Annotated in this window: 19 protein-coding genes; 5 read left to right on the forward strand and 14 right to left on the reverse strand. The window is 62.3% G+C overall.

Features of this window, described 5'->3' with window-relative positions; translation table 11 throughout:
* Nucleotides 1-161: 161 nt before the first annotated feature.
* The 5 genes from ACODSJ_RS02305 to ACODSJ_RS02325 form a co-directional block, all read right to left on the reverse strand.
* Nucleotides 162-1097 carry a sigma 54-interacting transcriptional regulator gene (locus ACODSJ_RS02305; RefSeq protein ID WP_489100186.1) on the reverse strand — a complete coding sequence of 312 codons (936 nt, stop codon included), beginning with the start codon at nt 1095-1097 and terminating at the stop codon, nt 162-164.
* 49 nt (nt 1098-1146) lie between these two features.
* Nucleotides 1147-1728 carry an alpha/beta hydrolase gene (locus tag ACODSJ_RS02310; RefSeq protein ID WP_489100187.1) on the reverse strand — a complete coding sequence of 194 codons (582 nt, stop codon included), beginning with the start codon at nt 1726-1728 and terminating at the stop codon, nt 1147-1149.
* A 117-nt stretch (nt 1729-1845) separates the two neighbouring features.
* Nucleotides 1846-2127 carry a type II toxin-antitoxin system RelE family toxin gene (locus tag ACODSJ_RS02315; protein ID WP_489100188.1) on the reverse strand — a complete coding sequence of 94 codons (282 nt, stop codon included), beginning with the start codon at nt 2125-2127 and terminating at the stop codon, nt 1846-1848.
* Nucleotides 2117-2362 carry a type II toxin-antitoxin system Phd/YefM family antitoxin gene (locus ACODSJ_RS02320; RefSeq protein WP_489100189.1) on the reverse strand — a complete coding sequence of 82 codons (246 nt, stop codon included), beginning with the start codon at nt 2360-2362 and terminating at the stop codon, nt 2117-2119. The genes ACODSJ_RS02315 and ACODSJ_RS02320 overlap by 11 nt, the downstream gene beginning before the upstream one ends.
* A 60-nt stretch (nt 2363-2422) precedes the next feature.
* A complete protein-coding gene (locus ACODSJ_RS02325) occupies nt 2423-2668 on the reverse strand; it encodes a DUF2789 domain-containing protein (protein WP_489100190.1) in 246 nt (81 codons plus the stop codon).
* 153 nt (nt 2669-2821) lie between these two features.
* On the opposite strand from ACODSJ_RS02325, the gene ACODSJ_RS02330 reads away from it, so the two are divergent.
* Complete coding sequence (locus ACODSJ_RS02330; RefSeq protein ID WP_489100191.1) at nt 2822-3349, forward strand: NfeD family protein; 528 nt, start codon at nt 2822-2824, stop codon at nt 3347-3349.
* 1 nt (nt 3350) lies between these two features.
* Nucleotides 3351-4112: a slipin family protein gene (locus tag ACODSJ_RS02335; protein WP_489100192.1), complete on the forward strand. Its 762-nt coding sequence runs from the start codon at nt 3351-3353 to the stop codon at nt 4110-4112.
* A gap of 139 nt (nt 4113-4251) precedes the next feature.
* On the opposite strand, the gene ACODSJ_RS02340 is transcribed toward ACODSJ_RS02335, so the two are convergent.
* The 5 genes from ACODSJ_RS02340 to ACODSJ_RS02360 are packed head-to-tail and all read right to left on the reverse strand — an operon-like array spanning nt 4252 to nt 14770.
* Nucleotides 4252-5214, reverse strand: a complete 963-nt coding sequence (locus ACODSJ_RS02340; protein WP_489100193.1) for a sulfotransferase family protein — start codon at nt 5212-5214, stop codon at nt 4252-4254.
* Nucleotides 5202-5987 (reverse strand): aspartyl/asparaginyl beta-hydroxylase domain-containing protein, encoded by a 786-nt coding sequence (locus ACODSJ_RS02345; protein WP_489100194.1) that lies wholly within the window; start codon nt 5985-5987, stop codon nt 5202-5204. The genes ACODSJ_RS02340 and ACODSJ_RS02345 overlap by 13 nt, the downstream gene beginning before the upstream one ends.
* Nucleotides 5988-5998: 11 nt before the next feature.
* Nucleotides 5999-7510, reverse strand: coding sequence for a TolC family protein (locus tag ACODSJ_RS02350; RefSeq protein WP_489100195.1), 1512 nt, complete (start codon nt 7508-7510; stop codon nt 5999-6001).
* Between the two features lie 39 nt (nt 7511-7549).
* On the reverse strand, nt 7550-13870 hold the full coding sequence (locus tag ACODSJ_RS02355) for an Ig-like domain-containing protein (RefSeq protein WP_489100196.1): 6321 nt from the start codon (nt 13868-13870) through the stop codon (nt 7550-7552).
* 54 nt (nt 13871-13924) lie between these two features.
* Nucleotides 13925-14770, reverse strand: a complete 846-nt coding sequence (locus ACODSJ_RS02360) for a sulfotransferase family protein (RefSeq protein ID WP_489100197.1) — start codon at nt 14768-14770, stop codon at nt 13925-13927.
* A 309-nt stretch (nt 14771-15079) separates the two neighbouring features.
* Between ACODSJ_RS02360 and ACODSJ_RS02365 the strand changes: the two genes are divergently transcribed.
* The 3 genes from ACODSJ_RS02365 to ACODSJ_RS02375 are packed head-to-tail and all read left to right on the forward strand — an operon-like array spanning nt 15080 to nt 16668.
* Nucleotides 15080-15667, forward strand: coding sequence for a phage tail protein (locus ACODSJ_RS02365; protein WP_489100198.1), 588 nt, complete (start codon nt 15080-15082; stop codon nt 15665-15667).
* A gap of 46 nt (nt 15668-15713) precedes the next feature.
* Entirely contained in the window at nt 15714-16025 is a 312-nt protein-coding gene (locus ACODSJ_RS02370) for a DUF6916 family protein (protein ID WP_489100199.1), read from the forward strand.
* A gap of 55 nt (nt 16026-16080) precedes the next feature.
* Entirely contained in the window at nt 16081-16668 is a 588-nt protein-coding gene (locus ACODSJ_RS02375; protein ID WP_489100200.1) for a phage tail protein, read from the forward strand.
* Nucleotides 16669-16717: 49 nt separating this feature from the next.
* On the opposite strand, the gene ACODSJ_RS02380 is transcribed toward ACODSJ_RS02375, so the two are convergent.
* The 4 genes from ACODSJ_RS02380 to ACODSJ_RS02395 all read right to left on the reverse strand — a co-directional run bounded on the left by ACODSJ_RS02380 (nt 16718) and on the right by ACODSJ_RS02395 (nt 19861).
* Nucleotides 16718-17098, reverse strand: coding sequence for a DUF6124 family protein (locus ACODSJ_RS02380; protein ID WP_489100201.1), 381 nt, complete (start codon nt 17096-17098; stop codon nt 16718-16720).
* A gap of 440 nt (nt 17099-17538) precedes the next feature.
* On the reverse strand, nt 17539-17928 hold the full coding sequence (locus tag ACODSJ_RS02385; protein WP_489100202.1) for a hypothetical protein: 390 nt from the start codon (nt 17926-17928) through the stop codon (nt 17539-17541).
* Nucleotides 17925-19334, reverse strand: coding sequence for a PAAR domain-containing protein (locus tag ACODSJ_RS02390; RefSeq protein ID WP_489100203.1), 1410 nt, complete (start codon nt 19332-19334; stop codon nt 17925-17927). Before ACODSJ_RS02390 ends, ACODSJ_RS02385 begins: the two co-directional genes overlap by 4 nt.
* Complete coding sequence (locus ACODSJ_RS02395; RefSeq protein WP_489100204.1) at nt 19331-19861, reverse strand: hypothetical protein; 531 nt, start codon at nt 19859-19861, stop codon at nt 19331-19333. Before ACODSJ_RS02395 ends, ACODSJ_RS02390 begins: the two co-directional genes overlap by 4 nt.
* Nucleotides 19862-20022 lie beyond the last annotated feature (161 nt).

The raw sequence follows: 20022 nt of genomic DNA on the forward strand, positions 1-20022 counted from the left end.
TTTTGCTCATATAGAAAATTGCTTTGCCACAGGGAATGTATCTGTGGGAGCAAGGCTTGCCCGCGATGGCAACGATGAGGACTTTCAGAAATCGAGGCGCCTGTTTCGCGAGCAAGCTTTGCTCCCACCAGTGAATCCCTCGCCACAAGTTCCGATATCAGCTAAAGCGTTTGGCTCAATTGATCGAGCAGTGCCTTGAGGGCGGTGCGCTCGGCCTCCGTGCCTTGTGCAACGACTTGCGCCACTTGGTGGTCGATCAGTTCCAGGGCCGACGGCCGGGGTGGCAGGTTCAGGTGCTCCGGCAAAATCTCGTCTCCCGTGCTCACTAGCAATGCAAAATGAATCACGTTCTCCAGCTCGCGGGTATTGCCCGGCCAGTCGTGTCGTTCAAGCGCGTGTTGCGCCGCTTCGCTGATCAACGGCACCGCCAGGCCAAGGCGCTGGGTGTAGATGCCCAGGAAATATTCGGCCAGCGAGAGAATATCGCCCACCCGCTCACGCAAGGCCGGCAATTCAAGCCGACCTTCGCTGAGGTAATGGAAGAGTCGCTCGTGGAATTTTCCCACGGCCACCGCTTGCGCCAGGTCGATGCTGGTGGCCGCGACCAGGCGCACATCCACCGGGCTGGGCTGGTGGGCACCGACGCGGGTGACCTCGTGATTCTCCAGGGCCGCCAGCAATTTGACCTGGATCGGCAGCGGTAAATCGCCAATCTCATCCAGGTACAGCGTGCCGCCGTTGGCCGATCCGAACCAGCCGGCCCGGCTGCTGGCCGAACCGCTGTAGCTGCCGGCGGCGTAGCCGAACAATTCGGCGTCGGCGTAGGTCGGGCTGATGGCGCCGCAATTGACCGAGACGAACAACCCGCTACGATCACTTTCGCGGTGGATATGCCGGGCCAGCAACTCCTTGCCGGTTCCGGTTTCACCGCGTATCAGCACCGGGATCCCACGCGGCGCCAATTGTTCCAGTTCCTGGCGCAACTGCCGCGAACGCGGGTCGACGAACACCAGCGCCTTGGCGCGAATGCTCAGGGGACTTTTTTCCGCATCGGGAAAGGTCAACAAAGGCTGACCGAAGGTTTCATGCAAGCTCATGGCAGACTCCCCGCCCCCGACCGCCGGGAGACGGGAGGGCGCAAAAAATTCAGGCGCGACGCAGGGCGTGATGCTCCATGCGGTTTTGCAGACGATAGAGATAAGCGAAACCCTGCTCCCAGCGCCGGTGGCCGGATTTCACATTGATGTGCCCGGCACCGGCCAGGACCCCGGCCTCGGCCCCCCAGTCACGTGCCATTTCCAGCGCACGCGGAGCGCTCACGGCGGCATCGTTGTCGGAGCTGACCACCTGGCTTGGGAATGGCAACAGGTTGCGGGGGATCGGCGCGAAATTGCGCAGCGCCGGGGCACAGGCCGGGCGCTCGACATCCGCCGGCGCCACCAGCAACGCCCCACGAACCTGCCGCAAAAGGTGCACCGGGGCGGTGGCGGCCCAATGGGCAACCGTGATGCAACCCAGGCTATGGGCAATCAGGATCACCGGTGTGCTGTCGGCCACAATGGCTTCGGCCAACGCAGCGACCCAGTCTTCGCGACGGGGCGTCAACCAGTCTGCCTGCTCGACCCTGGCACTATTGGGCAGACTGTCTTGCCAGTGGGTTTGCCAATGATTTTCCGGCGATCCTTGCCAGCCCGGCACGATCAGGTAGCGAATGGATTCGTTGCGCATGGGGGCTCTCCTGCGTGTCTGTTCCCGGACGAGTATAGGGAGGAGAGTTATATTGTTTAAGGAATAAGAAGCTATTTATTAAGTGTAAAAGGAAATAAGCAGGGCAACCGCCGAGCGTTAGCGGCTTCTGGCTTTCTGGTAAACCTCACTGCGCTCACGCTTGCCGACGGCTATGACCGACACCACGAGACGATCATCGATGACCTCGTAAACCAGCCGGTACCCGCAGGCCTTGAGCTTGATCTTGTAGCAGTCGGGCATCCCGTGCAGCGCATCCGTAGCGAGGCGAGGTGCTTCAAGCCGTTGGATCAGTTTTTTCTTGAACTGCTCGCGCACGGTATGGCCCAACTTGTCCCATTCCTTGCGTGCAGATGGCAGGAACTCAAGCTTATAGGTCATCCAGGCTCACCGGGATGGGCGTCTCATGACGGCGAGCTCGCACGATCTCAGCCAACTCAAGATCATCCAGACGCTCCATCATGGCCTCGAAAACCTCGGCCGGCACCATGTATCCCATCACACGATTGTGGTTAAGCACCGCCACCGGGGCGCCGTGGGCACCACTGAGCACAGCCGATGGGTTTTTCTTCAGTTCCGAAACACTGACAGCGATGTCGGCCAAAATGCTTTGCATGATTCAGGTCCTCAAAAGGTACGGCATTCTGGTCTTTTTAGCCGCTGCATACAACCTGAGTCATTCACCGCGCCCCTTGCGCAACAGCACATCCAATTGATCCACCACCTCCGCCCAGTCGGCGTCTTCGAGAAGCTCGTCGCGCAGCAATTGCCGCTGGGCCTCGCTCCAGAAAAATGCGTCGGCCAGGTGCAAGTCGGGCTTGAGCGGTGAGTGGCTGGCGATGAACTGATCGATGCTGACGGCGTCGTCGGGCAAGCCCAGTTGCTTGAACAACGCGGGGAGACTGTGGACCGGCGTTTCCATGGGGAGGCTCCTGTCAGAGAGGGTGAATGGACGCTTGGCGCTCTGCTCAGTCTAGTCCCTTGGGCGAGGATAGAACTGATCAAAAAACGATCAAGCTCGGACTCGACTAGACTCAAAGTAGAGTCACTGCAAATCGCTGTTGCGGAGGATCCCGTGAACATTCGCTGCATGACGGTCGCGCTGTTGTTGACCCTCAGTGGACCGGCGCTCGCAGGCGATGGCCTCGCACTGTGGGCGACCAACCCCATGGCGTTCTGGCTGATTGCCCTGGGCGTGGCGTTGCTGGTGGCCGAGGCCGCCTTGCCCAACTATGGCGTTGCAGGGCTGGGCGGCATCACGTTGTGCCTGATCGGCGCACTCATCCTGACCAACGCCGACGTGCCTGTTCCGTTGATGGTCAGCCTGGGACTGGTCAGTACCCTCCTGTTGGTCGCGCTGTTGGTCCGTGCGTTGAAGACCCGGCCACGCCAGCCTTTCAGCGGCGATGCCGCGCTGTTGGGCAGTGTCACGGCGATCACCGCGTTGCAGGGCACCAATCACCATCATGGCTGGGTTCAACTGGAAGGCGAACAGTGGCAGGTGACCTGCGCGACGCCGCTACGGCCAGGGCAAACGGTGCGAGTCATCGCACGCAAGGGTTTGCTGCTGGAAGTCGCCCCCGCTGACGCACAAGGAGCCTGAGATGGGCATGCAAATCGGTTTTGCGCTGCTGTTGGTGCTGGTCATCGCGCTGGCGGCTTCGACGTTCCGGATCCTGCGCGAATATGAACGCGCGGTGGTGTTCCAGCTCGGTCGGTTCTGGCAGGTCAAGGGGCCAGGGCTGATCCTGCTGATTCCGGTGGTGCAACAGATGATCCGCGTCGACCTGCGCACCATTGTGCTCGATGTTCCGCCCCAGGACGTGATCACCCGCGACAACGTTTCGGTGAAGGTCAACGCGGTGTTGTATTTCCGTGTGCTGGATCCGCAGAAAGCCATCATCCAGGTGGAAAACTTCCTCATGGCCACCAGCCAACTGGCCCAGACCACATTGCGGGCGGTCCTCGGCAAGCATGAGCTGGACCAATTGCTGGCCGAGCGCGAGCAACTCAACAGTGATATCCAACAAGTCCTCGACGCCCAGACCGACGCCTGGGGCATCAAGGTGGCGAACGTCGAGATCAAGCATGTGGACCTCAATGAATCGATGATCCGCGCCATCGCCCGCCAGGCCGAAGCCGAGCGGGAGCGCCGGGCCAAGGTGATTCATGCCGAAGGTGAGCTGCAAGCTTCGGAAAAACTCATGCAGGCCGCTGAAATGCTCGGGCGCCAGCCAGGGGCGATGCAATTGCGCTACATGCAGACCCTGGGAGCGATTGCCGGGGATAAAAGCTCCACCATCGTTTTCCCGTTGCCGATCGAGTTGCTCAAGGGGATGGGGGAGGTGTCGGCCAATAAGCCTTGATGTATTTGCAGGCAAGGCACGCGTGGCCTGCTGTGGGAGCAAGGCTTGCCCGCGATGAAGGCGATGCGGTCTCTCAAATATCGAGGCGCCTGTGTCGCGAGCAAGCTTTGCTCCCACAGCGGGGCGGTGCTACGTTTCGCTAAATCCCCTCGCCACAAGAGCGAATACGTAAGATTTCGAGGGCTTCGTAAGGCCCCTGCGCCCACTGCAACACCCGCTCGCGCAACAACGGCGAAGCCTCCCGCCGCTTGTCTTCCCTGTCGCTGGCAAACGCCTGCGTCGGCTGCTTGGCGTGCTGGCCCACCGTCGCGAAGGCCTGGCTGCACTGCTCGGCATCGAGCCCGAAAAATGTCGCCAGCCTGTCCGTCATCGCCTCGGGTAGTTCGCTGTAGTTGACCGCCATTGCGGCCAATACCTGGCAGTGCTCCAACCCCACCTGCAACAGCCGTCCCAAGCGTCGCGCAATGGAATCTTCCTGGCTGTCGAAGGGCAATTCATCGTCCAGCACACTCGCCCCGATCATCCCCTGCACCATGTGCATGCCGGGACGACGCAGGTGGGAGACGGCGATTTCCAAGGGGTCGCGGTACAGGAACAGCCACGGCGTGTCGGGAAAACATTCGCGCAACAATGCCAGCTCACCGATGTTCCAGGCGTCGAGCTTGATCACCAGGCGTTGCTCCATGCCCCGGCGGCGCTGCCCATAGGCCGAAATCAAGCCCTTGAGCGCGATGCACCGCTCCTCAAGCGGCAGATCACCGCGCAGCAGCGTATCCAGTGGCGGCGGTTCCGAGATAACGATGTGGTCGGGCAATTGCGCGAGCATCTGGCTGATCAGCGTCGAGCCGCAACGGGATGCATGGAAAATGAACGCACTGGGTGCCAGGCCCGGGCTTTGCTGCTGCCACCGGCCGAGCACGTCCAACGGTGTTTGGCGGCGAAACGCCTGGTTGAAGGGCAAGCGCAGGGCGTCCTCCACAGCGTCGCCGAAGAACGGCTGCGACAGTCGCGTGTCACCGAACCAGCACCAATCCACCCGCCACTGCCCCGCCTCTTGCCATACGCGGATCGGCAACCAGCCATCCAGATTCAGACCTTCCACTGCTCACTCCATTGCCGACGTCCGCGGCGCATGGCGGCGCGTAATTCTTCCCGCGTGAAATACAGGCCTTGTCCGGCACCCAAGGCCACCGCCGATTCGATGAAGGCGTCGACATCCTGCAGGCCCTGCAAGGTCCGGGCGAGCTGCGGATCGGCTGCGACACGCTGCTGGAAGCGAGCAAGGTCGCTTTGCCCGACGCCCGCTTCGGGGGTGGAGGACAGTCCATCGGCGATCTGCCGGGCCAGCCACGGTCCGGGGCGACAGTCGAGCACCAGGTGAATCCGCGGCTGGGCACTGCGGTTTTCGACGCGATGAGGTCGCGACAAATCGAGAAACCAGCATTCGCCCACCGCCATCGGAATCCGTTGCCCGTCCAGCCAGAAATCCACCTCGGGCGCACTGAGCAGAGGAACGTGCAGGCGCAGGTCAGCGTCCGGCCCGCCCAGGTCATAGTCGCGGTGTTCATGGATACGGCCGCCCGGCCCAAGCCGTAGCAGCCGGGCCGAAACGATGTCCAGCGACCAATCGCGCAGCGCCTCGTGCCAACGGTGATCGTCGGACCAAGGCGCCCGGTGCAAGGGCCGGCCCTGTCCAGGCGACAGTTCAGTCAAGGCATCGGACGCCGAAATCAGCGCCACGCCACTCCAGTCGCCGCTGTAATAAGCGCCGTTGAAATGCCCTTGCCAGCGCGCCTCCTCGATGGCGGCCAATGCCTGCAACAACAGCGGCAAGTTGACCGTCACCGGCAGGCGGGAAAACGCCGGGGCCACCATGCTCGCGCCGGTTATCGAGGCACCGCCGGTTTCGGCACGGCGATATCACCCTGGGCCCAGGCCGCTTCACGGTTGGCCAATGCCGTAGCAATCGACTGCACTTCGGTCGATTGCACCTCATCAGGCAACGGGTCGAGGCCGGCGCTGGCGAAGATCTGGCCGTAGGCGTTGCGCAGGTCCGCGTAGGCCAGGTCCCGTCGCAGGTCGGCTTGCAAGGTGTTCAGTTCGCCCTGGATCAAGTCCAGCTCGCCCAGGCTGGCGGCCTGGTGACGGCTGCGCAACTGGCCGACGATTTGGCCGTCGATGTCCGACAGTTGCTGGCTGGTCTTGAACTGGCGCAGCGCATCGCGATAGTTGGCGTTGGCGACGTACAGTTGCGCCAGCACCGCTATCGACATGGCCTGGCGTCGCGCCGCCGCCACTTCTTCACCGGCCTTGGCAACGTCGATGGCCGCCGGGGCAGAGACCACGTTGAACAGGTTCCAGGTGACTTTCACGCCGTAGTCAGCCCAGCCCTGCTCCACCAGGAACGAGTTGCTGTCGTAATGCCCGCCAGCGGAAAACTCCAGCCCCGGCAACAGGCGCAACATGGCCTTGCGGGTTTCGGCGGCAGAGATACGGGTCTGGTAATCCTGCTCGCGCAGTTCCGGACGGCTGGCCAGCGCCTCCTGCTCAAGACGGGGCAGGTCGACCTTGAGTTCCGGGATCTCGTATTCATCCTGGGTGGCGAGGGTCAGCTCGGTGCCCAGGGGCAGGTTGATCAAGGTCGCCAGTTCGGTCTTGGCCAGGGACAGCGCCCGGCGTTGCTCTTCGAGCTGGCGCGTGGCCTGGATCAGCGAACGCTGGTAACCCAGGGCCTGCACCGGATCGCCGATACGCTGCTCGCTCATGCTCTGGCTGTTGTTGCGGGCCGCCTCGACCCGGGCCATCAGGGCGTCGATCTGCTTGAGCAGACGCTCGGCGGCCATGGCTCGCCAGTACGCCGAACGCACGTCCTGGACAATGGTGTTGATCACCTTGCGCCGACGCTCCTGCACGATCAGGCGCTGGTCCCCGGCCTGCTTGGCGCTGATGTAGCTCACGCCAAAGTCGAGGACGTTCCAGACCATGGTCAGGTCCGCCACTTCGCGGTCCCGATCCTGGGAGGTCGACGGTTCCAGGGACTGAGTACCCGTCTTCACGCTCTGGCTGCTGGAGGCGTTGACGTTGTTGCGGCCCACATAGCCGGCGTCCAGCGCCATGCGTGGCAGCATGTCGAAACTGGCCAGGTCCAACTGTCGCTTGGCCAGGGCCTCTTCCATGACCTTCAAGCGACCTTCGAGGTTGTACTTCACCGCCCGGGCCATGGCCTGGTGCAGGGTCAAGGGCCCGCTCAGAGGTTCCTGGCCTTTGTACATATTCTGCAGGTCAGTCCGGGCGCGTTGTTCGCTGACGCTGCGCTCGATCGGCTGGCTGGTGACCGCACATCCGCTGACCACCAATGCCAGCATGCTCATACCGAATAACTTCTGACTTCTATTCATTCCCTGTACTGCCCCTGGCTGCCCCAATATTCTTAGAATTCAGGCCTGCACCTGACTGATGCCGACCTGTCGTAAAGCCATGGCCAGGTTGTCGACCTGACGCTGTTCCGTGTCCTTGAGGTGTTGCAGTTGCTGGCCCAGGGTCGGCGCACCAAACATCCCGCGCATGCCCTGGGACACATCCCCGCCCTGCATCGACTGGCTGTCGAAGGCCTTCATCGACTCACCCTCTGAGCTCGTGTCCTTGTTGAACAGGCCCGAGAGCGTGCTGATGCCGAACACCCCGCCATCACCACCACCGAAACCGAGGAACCCCTGGCCGGAGCCGTCGCCGCCGGTGTCGTTACCGAATACCTGGGCGATATAGCTTGGCGCCAGCGCCCCCCGATTGATGAAGATGTCCCCAATTGGCCGGATACCACCGCCCAGATCCCGCTGCTCGAACAACGGCGGGAAGCCTATTGGCGAGCCGAGGTCACCGGTCGGCGGAGCAAAGATCACCGGCTGCAACGGCACGTCCGGCGATGGTGTGACAGTGACCGGATCCGTCGTCAGGAACTCCGGCGGCGGCTTCACGTCGTTGGGCACCACCGTGTCGATCGCGTAGTTGTTGGACACCGCCACGCCGGTCCCGGCGTTGCCGGACAGGTCGCTGACATTGCTGGTGTCCAGGGCGATGAAGTTGCTGGGGTCGGTGAGACTGGCGGTCGGGGTGAAGGTCGCCGTCCAGGTCTTGCCACCGTCACTGCTGGTCAAGTTGGTCAGTTCGCCGTTGGTGACGCTGAGGTCCGACAGGTCAAAGTTCGTCACCGCTTCGCTGAAGGTGATGGTCACCTGGGTCGTCTCGCCCACCGTCAGGTTCGGGTCGGCCACCACGATGGTCGCGGTCGGCCGGGTGGCGTCGAGGGCGTAGTTGGCGGAAATCGCGATACCCGCCCCGGCGTTGCCGGCCAGGTCCTGGACATTCGCGCTGTCGAGCAGGATCAGGTTGGTGGGGTCGTTGACCCCGGCGGTCGGCGTCAGCGTCGCCGTCCAGGTCAGGCCGCCGTCGCTGCTGGCCAGGTTGGACAACACACCGTTGGCGACGCTGAGGTCGGACAGGTCGAAACCGGTCACCGCCTCGGTGAAGCTGATGGTCACGGTGGTGGTCTGGCCGATGCCCAGTGAGGTGTCGCCCACGGTGATGGTGGCGCCTGGGCGAATCGTGTCGATCGCGTAGTTGTTGGAATCCACCACGCCGACGCCGCTGTTACCCGACACGTTGACCACGCCGCTGGTGTCCAGGCTGATCAGGTTGCTGGTGTCGCTCACGCTGGTAGCCGGGGTGAACGTCGCGGTCCAGGTCACGCCGCCATCGCTGGAGGAAACGTTGCTCAACGTACCGTTGCTCACGCTCAGGTCGGCATTGTTGAAACCGCTGACCGCTTCGCTGAAGGTGATGGTCACCAGCGAGGTTTCGCCGGCAATAAGGGACGTATCGGCCACCACGACGGTGGCCGTCGGCACTCGGGTCTCGACCGCATAGTTGGCCGAGTTGGTCGTACCTGTCCCGCTGTTGCCGGCCGTATCGCTCACGCCGGTGTTGTCCAGGACGATCAGGTTGGTGGCGTCGCTCACGCCCACGGTCGGGGTGAAGGTCGCGGTCCAGGTGATACCGCCATCGCTGCTGTTCACCGCACTCAGCGTGCCGTTCGCCACGCTCAGGTCCGAATTGTCGAAGCCCGTGACCGCTTCCGAGAAGGTGATGGTCACCAACGCCGTTTCGCCCGGCCTCAATGTTGAATCGCTGAGCACGATAGTGGCGGTTGGACGCTGGCTGTCGATGGCGTAGTTGTTGGAATCGGTGGTGCCAACGTTGGCGTTGCCGGCCAGGTCGGTGATGCCGCCACTGTTGAGCGTGATGACGTTGCTGGTGTCGGTCACCCCAACGGACGGTGTGAGGGTCGCGGTCCAGGTGATGCCGCCGTCGCTGCTGCTCAGGCCGCTGAGCGTACCGTTGGCCACGGTCAGGTCGGCGGTGGTGAACGCCGTCACCGCTTCGCTGAAGGTAATGGTCACCACGGACGTCTCGCCTGCGGCGATGGCCGTGTCGGCCACGACGATGGTCGCGGTGGGGCGCACGGTGTCGATGGCGTAGTTGTTGGAATCGGTGGTGCCGACACCCGCGTTGCCCGATACGTTGGTCACGCCGGTGTTGTCCAGGGTGATCACGTTGCTGGTATCGGAAATACTGGCGCTCGGCGTGAAGGTCGCGGTCCAGGTGATGCCGCCGTCGCTGCTGCTGACCGCGCTCAAGGTGCCGTTGGCGATGGTCAGGTCGGCGTTGGTGAAGCCCGTCACCGCCTCGTTGAACGTGATGGTGACCAACGACGTTTCACCGATGCTCAACGCGCTGTCGCTGACGACGATAGTCGCCGTCGGCACGTTGGTGTCCACCTGGTAGTTGTTGGAGTTGGTCGTGCCAGTACCGGCGTTGCCCGCCGCATCGCTGACACCGGTGTTGTCCAGAGTGATCACGTTAGTGGTGTCGGTGACCCCGAGGGTCGGCGTCAGGGTGGCGGTCCAGGTGATGCCGCCGTCGCTGCTGCTCACCGCGCTCAACGTGCCGTTGGCAATGGTCAGGTCGGCGTTGGTGAAGCCCGTCACCGCCTCGCTGAAGGTAATGGTCACCAGGGACGTCTCGCCCGCGGCAATGGCCGTGTCGGCCACCACGATGGTCGCGGTCGGCCGCTGGGTGTCGACGGCATAGTTGTTCGAATCGGTGGTGCCGCTGCCGGTGTTGCCCGCCCCGTCCGTGACGCCGGTGTTGTCCAGAGTGATCAGGTTGGTGGCATCGTTGATGGCGGCCGACGGGGTGAAGGTGGCGGTGTAGGTGATGTTGTCGCTGGTGCTCAACCCGCTCAGGCTGCCGTTGGCCGCGGTCAGGTCGGCCAGGCTGAAGCCGGTGACCGCCTCACTGAAGGTAATGGTCACCTGGGACGTCTGGCCAATCCCCAGGACCGTGTCGGCCACGACGATGGTCGCGGTCGGCCGCACCGTGTCGATGGCGTAGTTGTTGGAGTCGGTGGTGCCACTGCCGGCGTTGCCCGCCGCATCGCTCACGCCAGTGTTGTCCAGGGTGATCAGGTTGGTGGCGTCGCTGACGCTGGCGCTCGGCGTGAACGTCGCGGTCCAGGTGATGCCGCCGTCGCTGCTGCTGACCGCGCTCAGGGTGCCGTTGGCGATGGTCAGGTCGGCGTTGGTGAAGCCGGTCACCGCCTCGTCGAAGGTGATGGTCACCAGAGACGTTTCGCCAATGCTCAGCGCACCATCAGCCACCACGATGGTGGCGGTGGGGCGTTGCGTGTCGATGGCATAGTTGTTGGAGTTGGTGCTACCCGAGCCGGCGTTGCCGGCCAGGTCCGCGACGCCGGTGTTGGTCAGGGTGATCAGGTTGGTGGCGTCATCGACGCTGGCGCTCGGCGTGAACGTCGCGGTCCAGGTGATGCCGCCATCGCTGCTGCTGACCGCGCTCAAGGTGCCGTTGGCGATGGTCAGGTCGGCGTTGGTGAAACCGCTCACCGCCTCGCTGAAGGTAATCGTCACCAGGGACGTTTCGCCGATACTCAGCGCCGTGTCGGCCACGACGATGGTCGCGGTGGGTCGCACGGTGTCGATCGCATAGTTGTTCGAATCGGTGGTGCCACTGCCGGCGTTGCCGGCCACATCGGCCACGCCCGTATTGTCCAGGGTGATCAGGTTGGTGGTGTCGTTGACGCTGGCGCTCGGCGTGAACGTTGCGGTCCAGGTCACGCCGCCGTCGCTGCTGCTGACCGCGCTCAGGGTACCGTTGGCAATGGTCAGGTCGGCGTTGGTAAAGCCGGTCACCGCCTCGCTGAACGTGAACGTCACCAAGGATGTTTCGCCCACCCTCAGCGCGTTGTCAGACACCACGATGGTGGCCGTCGGGCGTTGCGTGTCGATGGCGTAATTGTTGGAGTTGGTGATACCGACACCGGCGTTGCCGTTCAGGTCCGCGACCCCGGTGTTGTTCAGGACAACCAGGTTGGTGGTGTCGCTGACACTGGCGTCCGGTGTCAGAGTTGCCGTCCAGGTGATACCGCCATCGCTGCTGCTCAGGCCACTGAGTGAGCCGTTGGCGACGGTCAGGTCGGCCGTGGTGAAACCACTCACGGCTTCGCTGAACGTGATGGTCACCTGCGAAGTCTCGCCAATCCTCAAGGCGGTGTCGGCCACCACGATCGTGGCCGTGGGCGCCACGGTGTCGTTGACGACGTAGTTGTTCGAGTCGGTGGTGCCCACCCCGGCATTGCCGGCCAGGTCGACCACACCGGTGTTGTCCAGGGTGATGATGTTGGTGGTGTCGGCGATGTTGCTGGCGGCAGTCAGCGTGCCGGTCCAGGTGATACCGCCGTCGCTGCTGCTCAAGGTGCCGACGGTACCGTTCTGCACCGTCAGGTCGCTCGCCGTGAGGCCGGTCACGGCTTCGGAGAAGGTGATGGTGACCAGCGACGTCCCGCCGGAGTTCAGGCTGGTGTTGGCCACCACGACCGTCGCGGTCGGTGGCGTCACGTCCGGCACATAGTTGGTGTTGAGGGTGCCGCCGTCGCCGTAGATATTGGCCACGGACGCTGGCGAGACGCCTGCGGTCCCAGCGCTGTTGCCGCCGACGCCACTGCCGCCGACGTTGCCCGACAGGGCGGCGAAGTTGGCCGCGGTCATCAGGATCGCGCCTTTGTTCCAGATCGCGCCGACGCCGACGCCACCGGCGCCGCCCGTCATGGTATAGCCACCGCCCGCACCGCCGCCGCCACCGCCGCCGCCCGCACCGACGTTGTTGGAAATCACCGAGTTGCCGATGATCCGCAGGGTCCCGGTGGTGTCGTTGAAGATACCGCCGACCGCCCCGCCACCGGCACCGCCGATGTCGTTGTAGCCGTCACCGCCGCCACCGCCGCCGATGGACAAGCCAGCGCTGGCCGCCGTGCCGCCGGCCGAACCGGTGCTGTAGCCGGGATATGCCGAACCGCCTGCCCCACCCACAGTGGAACCGCCGCGCCCGCCCATGTTGGAGTAGCCTCCACCCGCACCGCCCTGGCCCGACGAACCGGCAGAGCCCGTGGAGCCGAGGGTATCGCCACCACGACCGCCAGTTCCCCCGGTGATCGCACCGCCGCCGCCACCGGCACCGCCGGCATAGGTGGGTGTTACGCCACCACCGCCACCACCGCCGGACGCGGCGTTGGCAGTGACCGTGACGTTCCTCATCGTCAACGTGCCGGCGTTGTAGATCCCGCCGCCTCTGGCCACCTGCGCATCGTCGCCACCGTTGGCGCCGTTGCCCGCCGTCATACCGCGAGTAATCACCAGGCCATCGAGGGTGGCCGTCGTACCGGACGTGACACTGAGGACCTGGGTACGGAACTGCCCGTCCAGGGTAACGTCGGCCACGTTGTCGTTATTGAGGTCGCCATCGATCGTGATGTTCCGGTTGACCACCAGCACCTGGGTCAGCGCGACGGTCATGCCGGAGCTGAAAGTGACGATGTCACCGTTCTGCGCCGAGGTCAGGGCAGCGCGCAGGGACCCTACGCCCGAGTCGAAGTTGTTGGTGGCGGTCCAGGTGGCCAGGCCCCATTGGTACTCGCTCATGGCTTTGGTCGAGAGCACGTTGGCACTTTCGATGCTGCCGGTGGCAATTTCCAGGTCCCAGTCGCCGCCCACGCCCGTGCGGTCGTTGGACGCCGCTACGTCGCGGCCGGTCAGTTCGGCCAGGGAACCCACCAGGCTCATGCCACGGTCGCCTTCGGCGGTGTAGCAGCCGTAGATCAGGATATCGCCACCGACGTTCATGTCCTGGCCGATCTGCGCCAGCACTTCGCTGCGGGCCTGGACGTTGTCCGCCGACAGGTAGCTGTTGCCCAGCCACAAATCGCCAGCATTGCCGTGGGCGATGATCTGCACCGAGCTGACGCCCTGGTGGCTGTCCAGGTAATCGGCGATCTGCTGCAGGCCGTCCTTGGTGGCGTCCAGTTTCACGACCTCGGTGCCAGGCGCCACACCTTCGAGCAGGCTGCCGGCATCCTTCACGCGGGAGTCGACGAACACCACCGACTTGCCGGGCACCGCCGCCTGGGTGGCATCGGTCTGGCCCTGGGGGGCATGGGTGTCGGACGGCTGGTCCGCCGTCGGCGTCTTGGCCGCATCGGCGGTCGGGTGGGCGTCCGGTTGCGCGGCATCGGCCACGGTGGTGGCCACGGCACCGTCGAACAGCATTCGCGGTTCCAGGGACATGATCATTGGCGATGCCAGGGCCTGTGCGCCCTCGGTTACCCGCGATTTACCTTTGCTCCACCACATGACGATCACCCGGACTCGAACTTCTTTGGACACGCAAATGAAAGAAAACCGCAGTCAGATGACGGCGGCGTCGGTTTTCATACGTATGACATTGGCGGCGCTGGCAGAGCCATCGCGCCAGAACGACAACTCGGCATATTTCTCGAACAGGTCCGGCGGCAACAGGGTCCGCCGGGCTTGCGGCGCGACCTTGGGCTTGACCTTGTGCAGGCCGGCAACGCCCAGGGCCTGGTCGAAGGCCGGTGCGTCGTAGGTCAAGTGATTGAAATCGTGTTCGAACCAGGGCTCGCCGATGAACTCGTACACCAGCCGCATGACCCGCTCCGGGGCCTGGCTCAGCAGGTCGTAGTCGACGATCAGCAGCGACTCGGCGTTCTCGCCGTAATAGGCTTCCTTGAGCGCCGTCCAGGCAAACCCCACCAGGCGGTTGCGCTGGGCCAGGGTTTCACAGCGGCTGTAGACGGTGTTGCGTTCGTCATCGTCATTGAACAGCTTGGTGTTCTCGAATGGATTGGCGCGATAGAGCCGCTCCAGGCTGTCGAGTATCCAGGCGACGTTGCGCACGCAGGCGATGGTCTTGGCTTGGGGAAACAGGTCCTGGAGCGCCGGCAGGCGGGCGCACCACTGGCGATTGGTGTCGAAGATGACGGGCTTGTCGACTTTGTCGGCGTAGTAGGAATCGAACAGACCGCGCAGCAGGCGGCGACGCTGGTCGGTGTCGATCACCGAGCCGAACTCGCTGCCGGCGCTGCATTGCTGCAGGACGCCACTGAACAACGAACCGACCGGGCTGGTCATGCCGGCGTGGAAGCGCGGATTCTGCAACAAAATGGCAGAAAGCAGGGTCGAGCCCGAGCGCGGTAAACCGGAGATAAAGTGGAACTGTGACAATCCCTTCACCGTTTGTAGTCCTTTTGTAGCCTAGAGCGTAGCCGAGGAAATAAAAGCCGCCTAGTAGTACTTTGATATCAAATCGCCCTCAATCTGGAAAAAAGATGGACGGTAGGGCCGTACACCGGAAGTGAATCGTTTAAGCCGATTCGCAATATTTTTCCGCCCTTCTTGCACGGCAAAGTGCCACATCCCCGTCTACGCTCAGCCATGCGTGGCCAGGCCAGGGATGACGATGTCGGACTGATCGCAGCCTCATCCCTTTGCCCCAGCGGCATCGCCGATCAAAAGACCAATAATCTGAAGGATGAGGAAGCTATGGAAGTATTCATGGGCACGATCCAAGCGTTCGCTTTCCAATTTGCGCCCCGGGGGTGGACGTTGTGCAACGGGCAGACAATCTCCATTGCCCAGTACAACGCACTTTTCGCCTTGCTCGGCACGATCTACGGCGGCAATGGCACGAGCAACTTCGTGCTGCCCAACCTGCAAGGCCGCCTGCTCATAGGGCAAGGCAACGGCCTGGGCCTGACCCCACGGACCATCGGTGAAGTTTCCGGCACGGAAAACGTCACCGCAACGCTGAACAACCTGCCGAACCACACCCACGCCCTCACGGGTATCACTGCCTCGACCGCCCTGCAATTGGCCAACCCGGCCAACAACCCGGTGACCACCCCCACGGCCACCAACTCGTTCATCGGCACCTCAGGCACCGGACCGGGTGCAGCGGCGATCTATTCCGACCAGCTAGGCGCCTCACCGATACCCCTCAAGGGCGTGACCACCTCTGTCAGCGGCACGGTCGCAGCCACGGGTAACGGCTTTCCAATGGCGGTCATGAACCCGTTCCTGGCGATCAACTTCAGCATCGCGCTGGAAGGTCTCTTCCCGTCCCGTAACTGATGGCCCACCGGAGGGCTGCGCCCCTTTGGCGCTTTGGAGTGTCGTTATGCTGCAACAGGTTAACAGCCACCATTTCCAGGCACTGCTGGGCCAGACCCACAGCCTGACCCTGCCCGACGGCAGCCGCTTGCCCGTGCGCATCGAAACCCTGGACGAAACGCCACGGGCGAAGATGCCCCACAGCGAACGCATGCCGTTCTGCGTGGAATTCAACAGCCTGCAACCCACCGAATTCGTGGATGGATTGTGTTCGCTGGAGGTGCCGGAACTGGGCACGCTCGAAGAGGTTTTCGTATCGAGGATACCGCCCATGGGCCGGGATCCTGCGCTGGGCTATTTCTATATCGCATTCAATTGAGTGACCGGAACGCCGTCAGACCGCCAAGACCAATCACCAGAAGGAAGAGATATCTATGGAAGTATTCATGGGCACCATCCAACCGTTCGCCTTCAACTTCCCACCCTCGGGTTGGGCATCGTGCTACGGGCAAACGCTCAGCATCTCCCAGTACCAGGCGCTTTTCTCCTTGCTCGGCACCTATTACGGAGGCAACGGCACGAGCAACTTCATGCTCCCCAACCTGCAAGGCCGCATGCCCATCGGACAAGGCAACGGCCTGGGCCTGACCCCAAGGGTCATCGGCGAAGTCGCCGGCACGGAAAGCGTCACCGCGACGCTGAACAACCTGCCAAACCACACCCACGCCCTCACGGGCATCACCGCCTCGACCAACCTGCAACTGGCCAACCCGGCCAACAATCCGGTGAGCACACCCACGGCCACCAACTCATTCATCGGTACTTCGGGCACCGGGCCGGGCGCGGCGGCGATCTATTCCGACCAGCAAGGCGCCTCACCGATACCGCTCAAGGGCGTGACCACCTCCGTCAGCGGCACGGTCGCGGCCACGGGCAACGGCTTGCCGATGGCGGTCATGAACCCGTTCCTGGCGATCAACTTCAGCATCGCCCTGAATGGCCTGTTCCCGTCCCGTAACTGATGGCTCGCCGGAGGGCTGCGGTCCTCCGGCCCTCCGGCGCTTTCGCGTGCTACGCCTTGGCGTTGTTCGCCGCGATCGCCTTCGCTTCTAGATGATCCAGCGCCCGCTCGACCAACAACTGAACCCCATCCGCCATGCGGCTGATCGCCAGGGCGACGCAGCGGCGTGAGTCATCCACGTCGTCAGCCAGGTCGGCGGCGATGGTGCTGATGGAGAGCAGGTCTTCGGAGGCGTTGGCGAGCAGCGTTTCGGTGTCGATGTGGGGGGCGACGATGAACAGCTGTGTGCTGTCAGGTTCTGGTGATGCGGGCTTGGGGTTGAGGTAGTAATCGAGGGCGCGGGTGGCGGCGTCTTCGAGCTTTTTGGCTTCCTGCGCTTCGGCGCGGGATTTGTGGCCGTTTTGTGGAGGATTCGGTGAAGGCTTGACCATATTCATGTACCAGAATTGGGGTCGACATCCTTTCGCTTGCATTCGAAGAGGTGGCAACTGTACGTAGGTGTGCAAGACCGGTCCGGTACCGCCGGCAGACCCGAAGGTCTCCCACGCACAATTGCCATAACGGACGCGAGCATAAAAAAATGCTCGGTCAATAGCCATAACCAATTGCGTACCAGTCCGGACTTGCACGTCCGTATCACCGTTTTTTGCGATGACGCACAGAGGTTAGCGGCGCTCGAAAGCACTGCCTAGTTCATGAACAGCCCGGCGTGTTGAAGGAAATTTCCGAGGGTTTGGCAGGGGAAAAGGATCAGAAGATCGCAGCCTTCGGCAGCTCCTACAGACATTGCGTAGGGGCTGCCGAGAGGTGCGATCTCTTGATTTGAATGTTTGATGGCGTGAGGAGGCTTGGTCTATACCGCATTATCGAGTTATGTGAGCTTGATCAGCGCAACTACAACTCCCATCCACCCCAAAGTAACGACCATCAACGTTTTATCAATAATGAGAAGACGTTTCAGGTAAGGCGGGAAATTTTTGACATCAACCGGGTCGACATCCCCAATGCGGATATACGCGTTTGGAAATAACATCATCCCGGCAATTTTACTTAGCAGTACAAATCCCCCAAAGCAGCCTCGACTCCGCCAAGCGGGGCCCCAAAGGTATATGAAACGGCTGTTTTTCAAGGCTTCCATCATGGCATCCAAATGATGGCGAATTAGGTAGAGGCTGAATATCAAACAGGCAAGGTTCAACGGGATCATCGCCAACACAATCCAGTCCGACAGCGAAGAGTCCCAGAACTCCTCCAGCGTCATGGCAAGACTATCTCGTACATAACGTCCCCAATCTTTTCACCTCCGCTACTTCCAACAGTTGTACCCGCCCAAGCACCAACACCCACCACGGCCGCAACACAAATGACACCACCGATACCAGTAGAGACACCCAGCGCTAAGCAGAGCGGACCACTGACTGATAAGCCTATTCTCCCACCCCAAGCACCACCAACGGTGGACAGGCCGAATTTCCCTCCTTCAGTGAATTTAACCCTCTCGCAAGCTGCCTCAGAACCTCCGTTACAGACCTCCTGTATTGCTGCTAATGAGGACACACCGCCAATGCCGATCCCTATGTAACCACCGGCCTGCATGTATTTGGCAGCACGGCTGATGGAGTCGACATGCGTGGCATATCCGGGAATCTGCCCCGGCGCACCGGCCTTGTCCCAGCGGTACACCAAGCTACGGCTGGAGATGCCCAAGGCGGTTTTCAGCTTGGGATGGTCGCCCAGCGTCGTATGGCCGCGCAGGCGGGTGGAGTTGAGCAAGTGCGCATCAAGTTGGGCGAGCAGAAGCTTGCGTTCGGTGAAGAACTGCGCCGATTTGAGATGCCCGTGCTGCCGATAGCTATCCTGATGCAAACGCTCCATGGCTTGCAGAGTATCGCGGAGGTTGGTCAGGTGCTTTTCCATCACCGCTGCGCTTACTCCCAACCAAGTTGAGGTCTGGCCGGTGAAGCTGGCGATCTCCGCCGCATGGCGGTGCATGAAGTCGGCTTGCTCTGCGGTGAGGTCGTCGAGGGCGGCATTCACCGTTTCCGCTGCGGCCATCACCTGTGCTTCTTCACGGGTGCACCGGTAATTGTTCGGATCGCTCAGCACGATCATCGACCCGGCCTTGACGACATCGCGATGAGGATTCAGCGCGCGGAATTTGCGCATTACCACCGGGTCGGTTGACGGGAACAGCATGGCTTCCAGCGCCTCGCGGGTCACGCTTTTAGGCACGATATAGAAGCCCGGTTCCTGGGGATCTATGCGGGTGGACGTCGGTGGCGGAATAGAGGACGGAGCGAAACCGGAATTTTGCGATACCCTCGGACGGCTGGTTCGCGTAGGCGATTCCAGTTGAGTGGTTCTGCTGCTCGTTTGTGGCGCAGAGGGTGCGTTTCTGTAGGTCGCGGTAAATACCGAAGGAATCAGCTGGGCGCGACAAGGACAACCACTGTGACTATCCAGCGTCCCGGCCATGTGTCGACCGTGGCTGATTGCGTTCGAAATCCCGCCGATGATCCGATACGTTTTACCATCCTTTCCACAAGAGACGCGGTCGCCTTCGCAGGCATGGAGCAAACCGTACAGGTTGACCCTTGGGTCGCCGTCCAACACCTTTCCACCGCATGTGGTGCCATCGCCCAGGCCGATGTAATAACCCACGCTCATTGGATTTTCTCCTTCGTGTCATCCGACGGCAGGAGGTCAGGGTCTTCTTGCCTGAGGGTGGGTAAAAAATCTTCTGCCTTCGACACGCCTTTCCGGGCGATGAAAAACACTATGTCTTGGGGCGTATTGATGATTTCGTCGCCATTGCTAAGACGGCTGCCGACCAGTGCCACATCGCTGTTGCTTTCACCGGCCCCGGTGACGATCCGCGCCGTGCTGCCATCGGCATACACCACGTGATCGCCTTTCTGGGCGGCGCGTAGCGTGCGGCCGTCCAGCGTGAATTCAAACGGCGATGAACCTTGCTGGATCGTTCCGCCGTCACGGGTCTGGCTGCCCTCGGCGGCCAGTCGGTAAATACCGCGTGGCGGATGGGCTTTGACGTAAGCCTGTTGTTGTCTAAGCAATGTCGCGACTTCTTCGACGCAACCTTCCAACCGATCCGGCTCAAAGTGGAGATCGTCGAGGTGGCTCAGGTACTCAGGGGAGGCTTCGTTGGTGTAGAGGGGCAGCAAGGGTGCAGTCATTTTCATAGCTCCTGTTAAAGGACGTCGTCCGCAGGGCTATGGACCGCATTGCCCTGTCCCGGGAGCGATGAATAAGACGATGCGCCGTTGATTGAGGGCAATCCCGGCGCGGGGGGCATTTGCAGCGAATAGGAAACGTCCCAGGTCGAGACGAACCTTTT

It is taken from the genome of Pseudomonas sp. FG6, assembly GCF_057809015.1.

Coding starts and splice junctions, on each gene's coding strand:
- ACODSJ_RS02305 (WP_489100186.1), bottom strand. CDS start 1,097: ATGAGCTTGCATGAAACCTTCGGTCAGCCTTTGTTGACCTTTCCCGAT.
- ACODSJ_RS02310 (WP_489100187.1), bottom strand. CDS start 1,728: ATGCGCAACGAATCCATTCGCTACCTGATCGTGCCGGGCTGGCAAGGA.
- ACODSJ_RS02315 (WP_489100188.1), bottom strand. CDS start 2,127: ATGACCTATAAGCTTGAGTTCCTGCCATCTGCACGCAAGGAATGGGAC.
- ACODSJ_RS02320 (WP_489100189.1), bottom strand. CDS start 2,362: ATGCAAAGCATTTTGGCCGACATCGCTGTCAGTGTTTCGGAACTGAAG.
- ACODSJ_RS02325 (WP_489100190.1), bottom strand. CDS start 2,668: ATGGAAACGCCGGTCCACAGTCTCCCCGCGTTGTTCAAGCAACTGGGC.
- ACODSJ_RS02335 (WP_489100192.1), top strand. CDS start 3,351: ATGGGCATGCAAATCGGTTTTGCGCTGCTGTTGGTGCTGGTCATCGCG.
- ACODSJ_RS02345 (WP_489100194.1), bottom strand. CDS start 5,987: ATGGTGGCCCCGGCGTTTTCCCGCCTGCCGGTGACGGTCAACTTGCCG.
- ACODSJ_RS02350 (WP_489100195.1), bottom strand. CDS start 7,510: ATGAATAGAAGTCAGAAGTTATTCGGTATGAGCATGCTGGCATTGGTG.
- ACODSJ_RS02355 (WP_489100196.1), bottom strand. CDS start 13,870: ATGTGGTGGAGCAAAGGTAAATCGCGGGTAACCGAGGGCGCACAGGCC.
- ACODSJ_RS02365 (WP_489100198.1), top strand. CDS start 15,080: ATGGAAGTATTCATGGGCACGATCCAAGCGTTCGCTTTCCAATTTGCG.
- ACODSJ_RS02370 (WP_489100199.1), top strand. CDS start 15,714: ATGCTGCAACAGGTTAACAGCCACCATTTCCAGGCACTGCTGGGCCAG.
- ACODSJ_RS02375 (WP_489100200.1), top strand. CDS start 16,081: ATGGAAGTATTCATGGGCACCATCCAACCGTTCGCCTTCAACTTCCCA.
- ACODSJ_RS02380 (WP_489100201.1), bottom strand. CDS start 17,098: ATGGTCAAGCCTTCACCGAATCCTCCACAAAACGGCCACAAATCCCGC.
- ACODSJ_RS02385 (WP_489100202.1), bottom strand. CDS start 17,928: ATGACGCTGGAGGAGTTCTGGGACTCTTCGCTGTCGGACTGGATTGTG.
- ACODSJ_RS02390 (WP_489100203.1), bottom strand. CDS start 19,334: ATGAGCGTGGGTTATTACATCGGCCTGGGCGATGGCACCACATGCGGT.
- ACODSJ_RS02395 (WP_489100204.1), bottom strand. CDS start 19,861: ATGACTGCACCCTTGCTGCCCCTCTACACCAACGAAGCCTCCCCTGAG.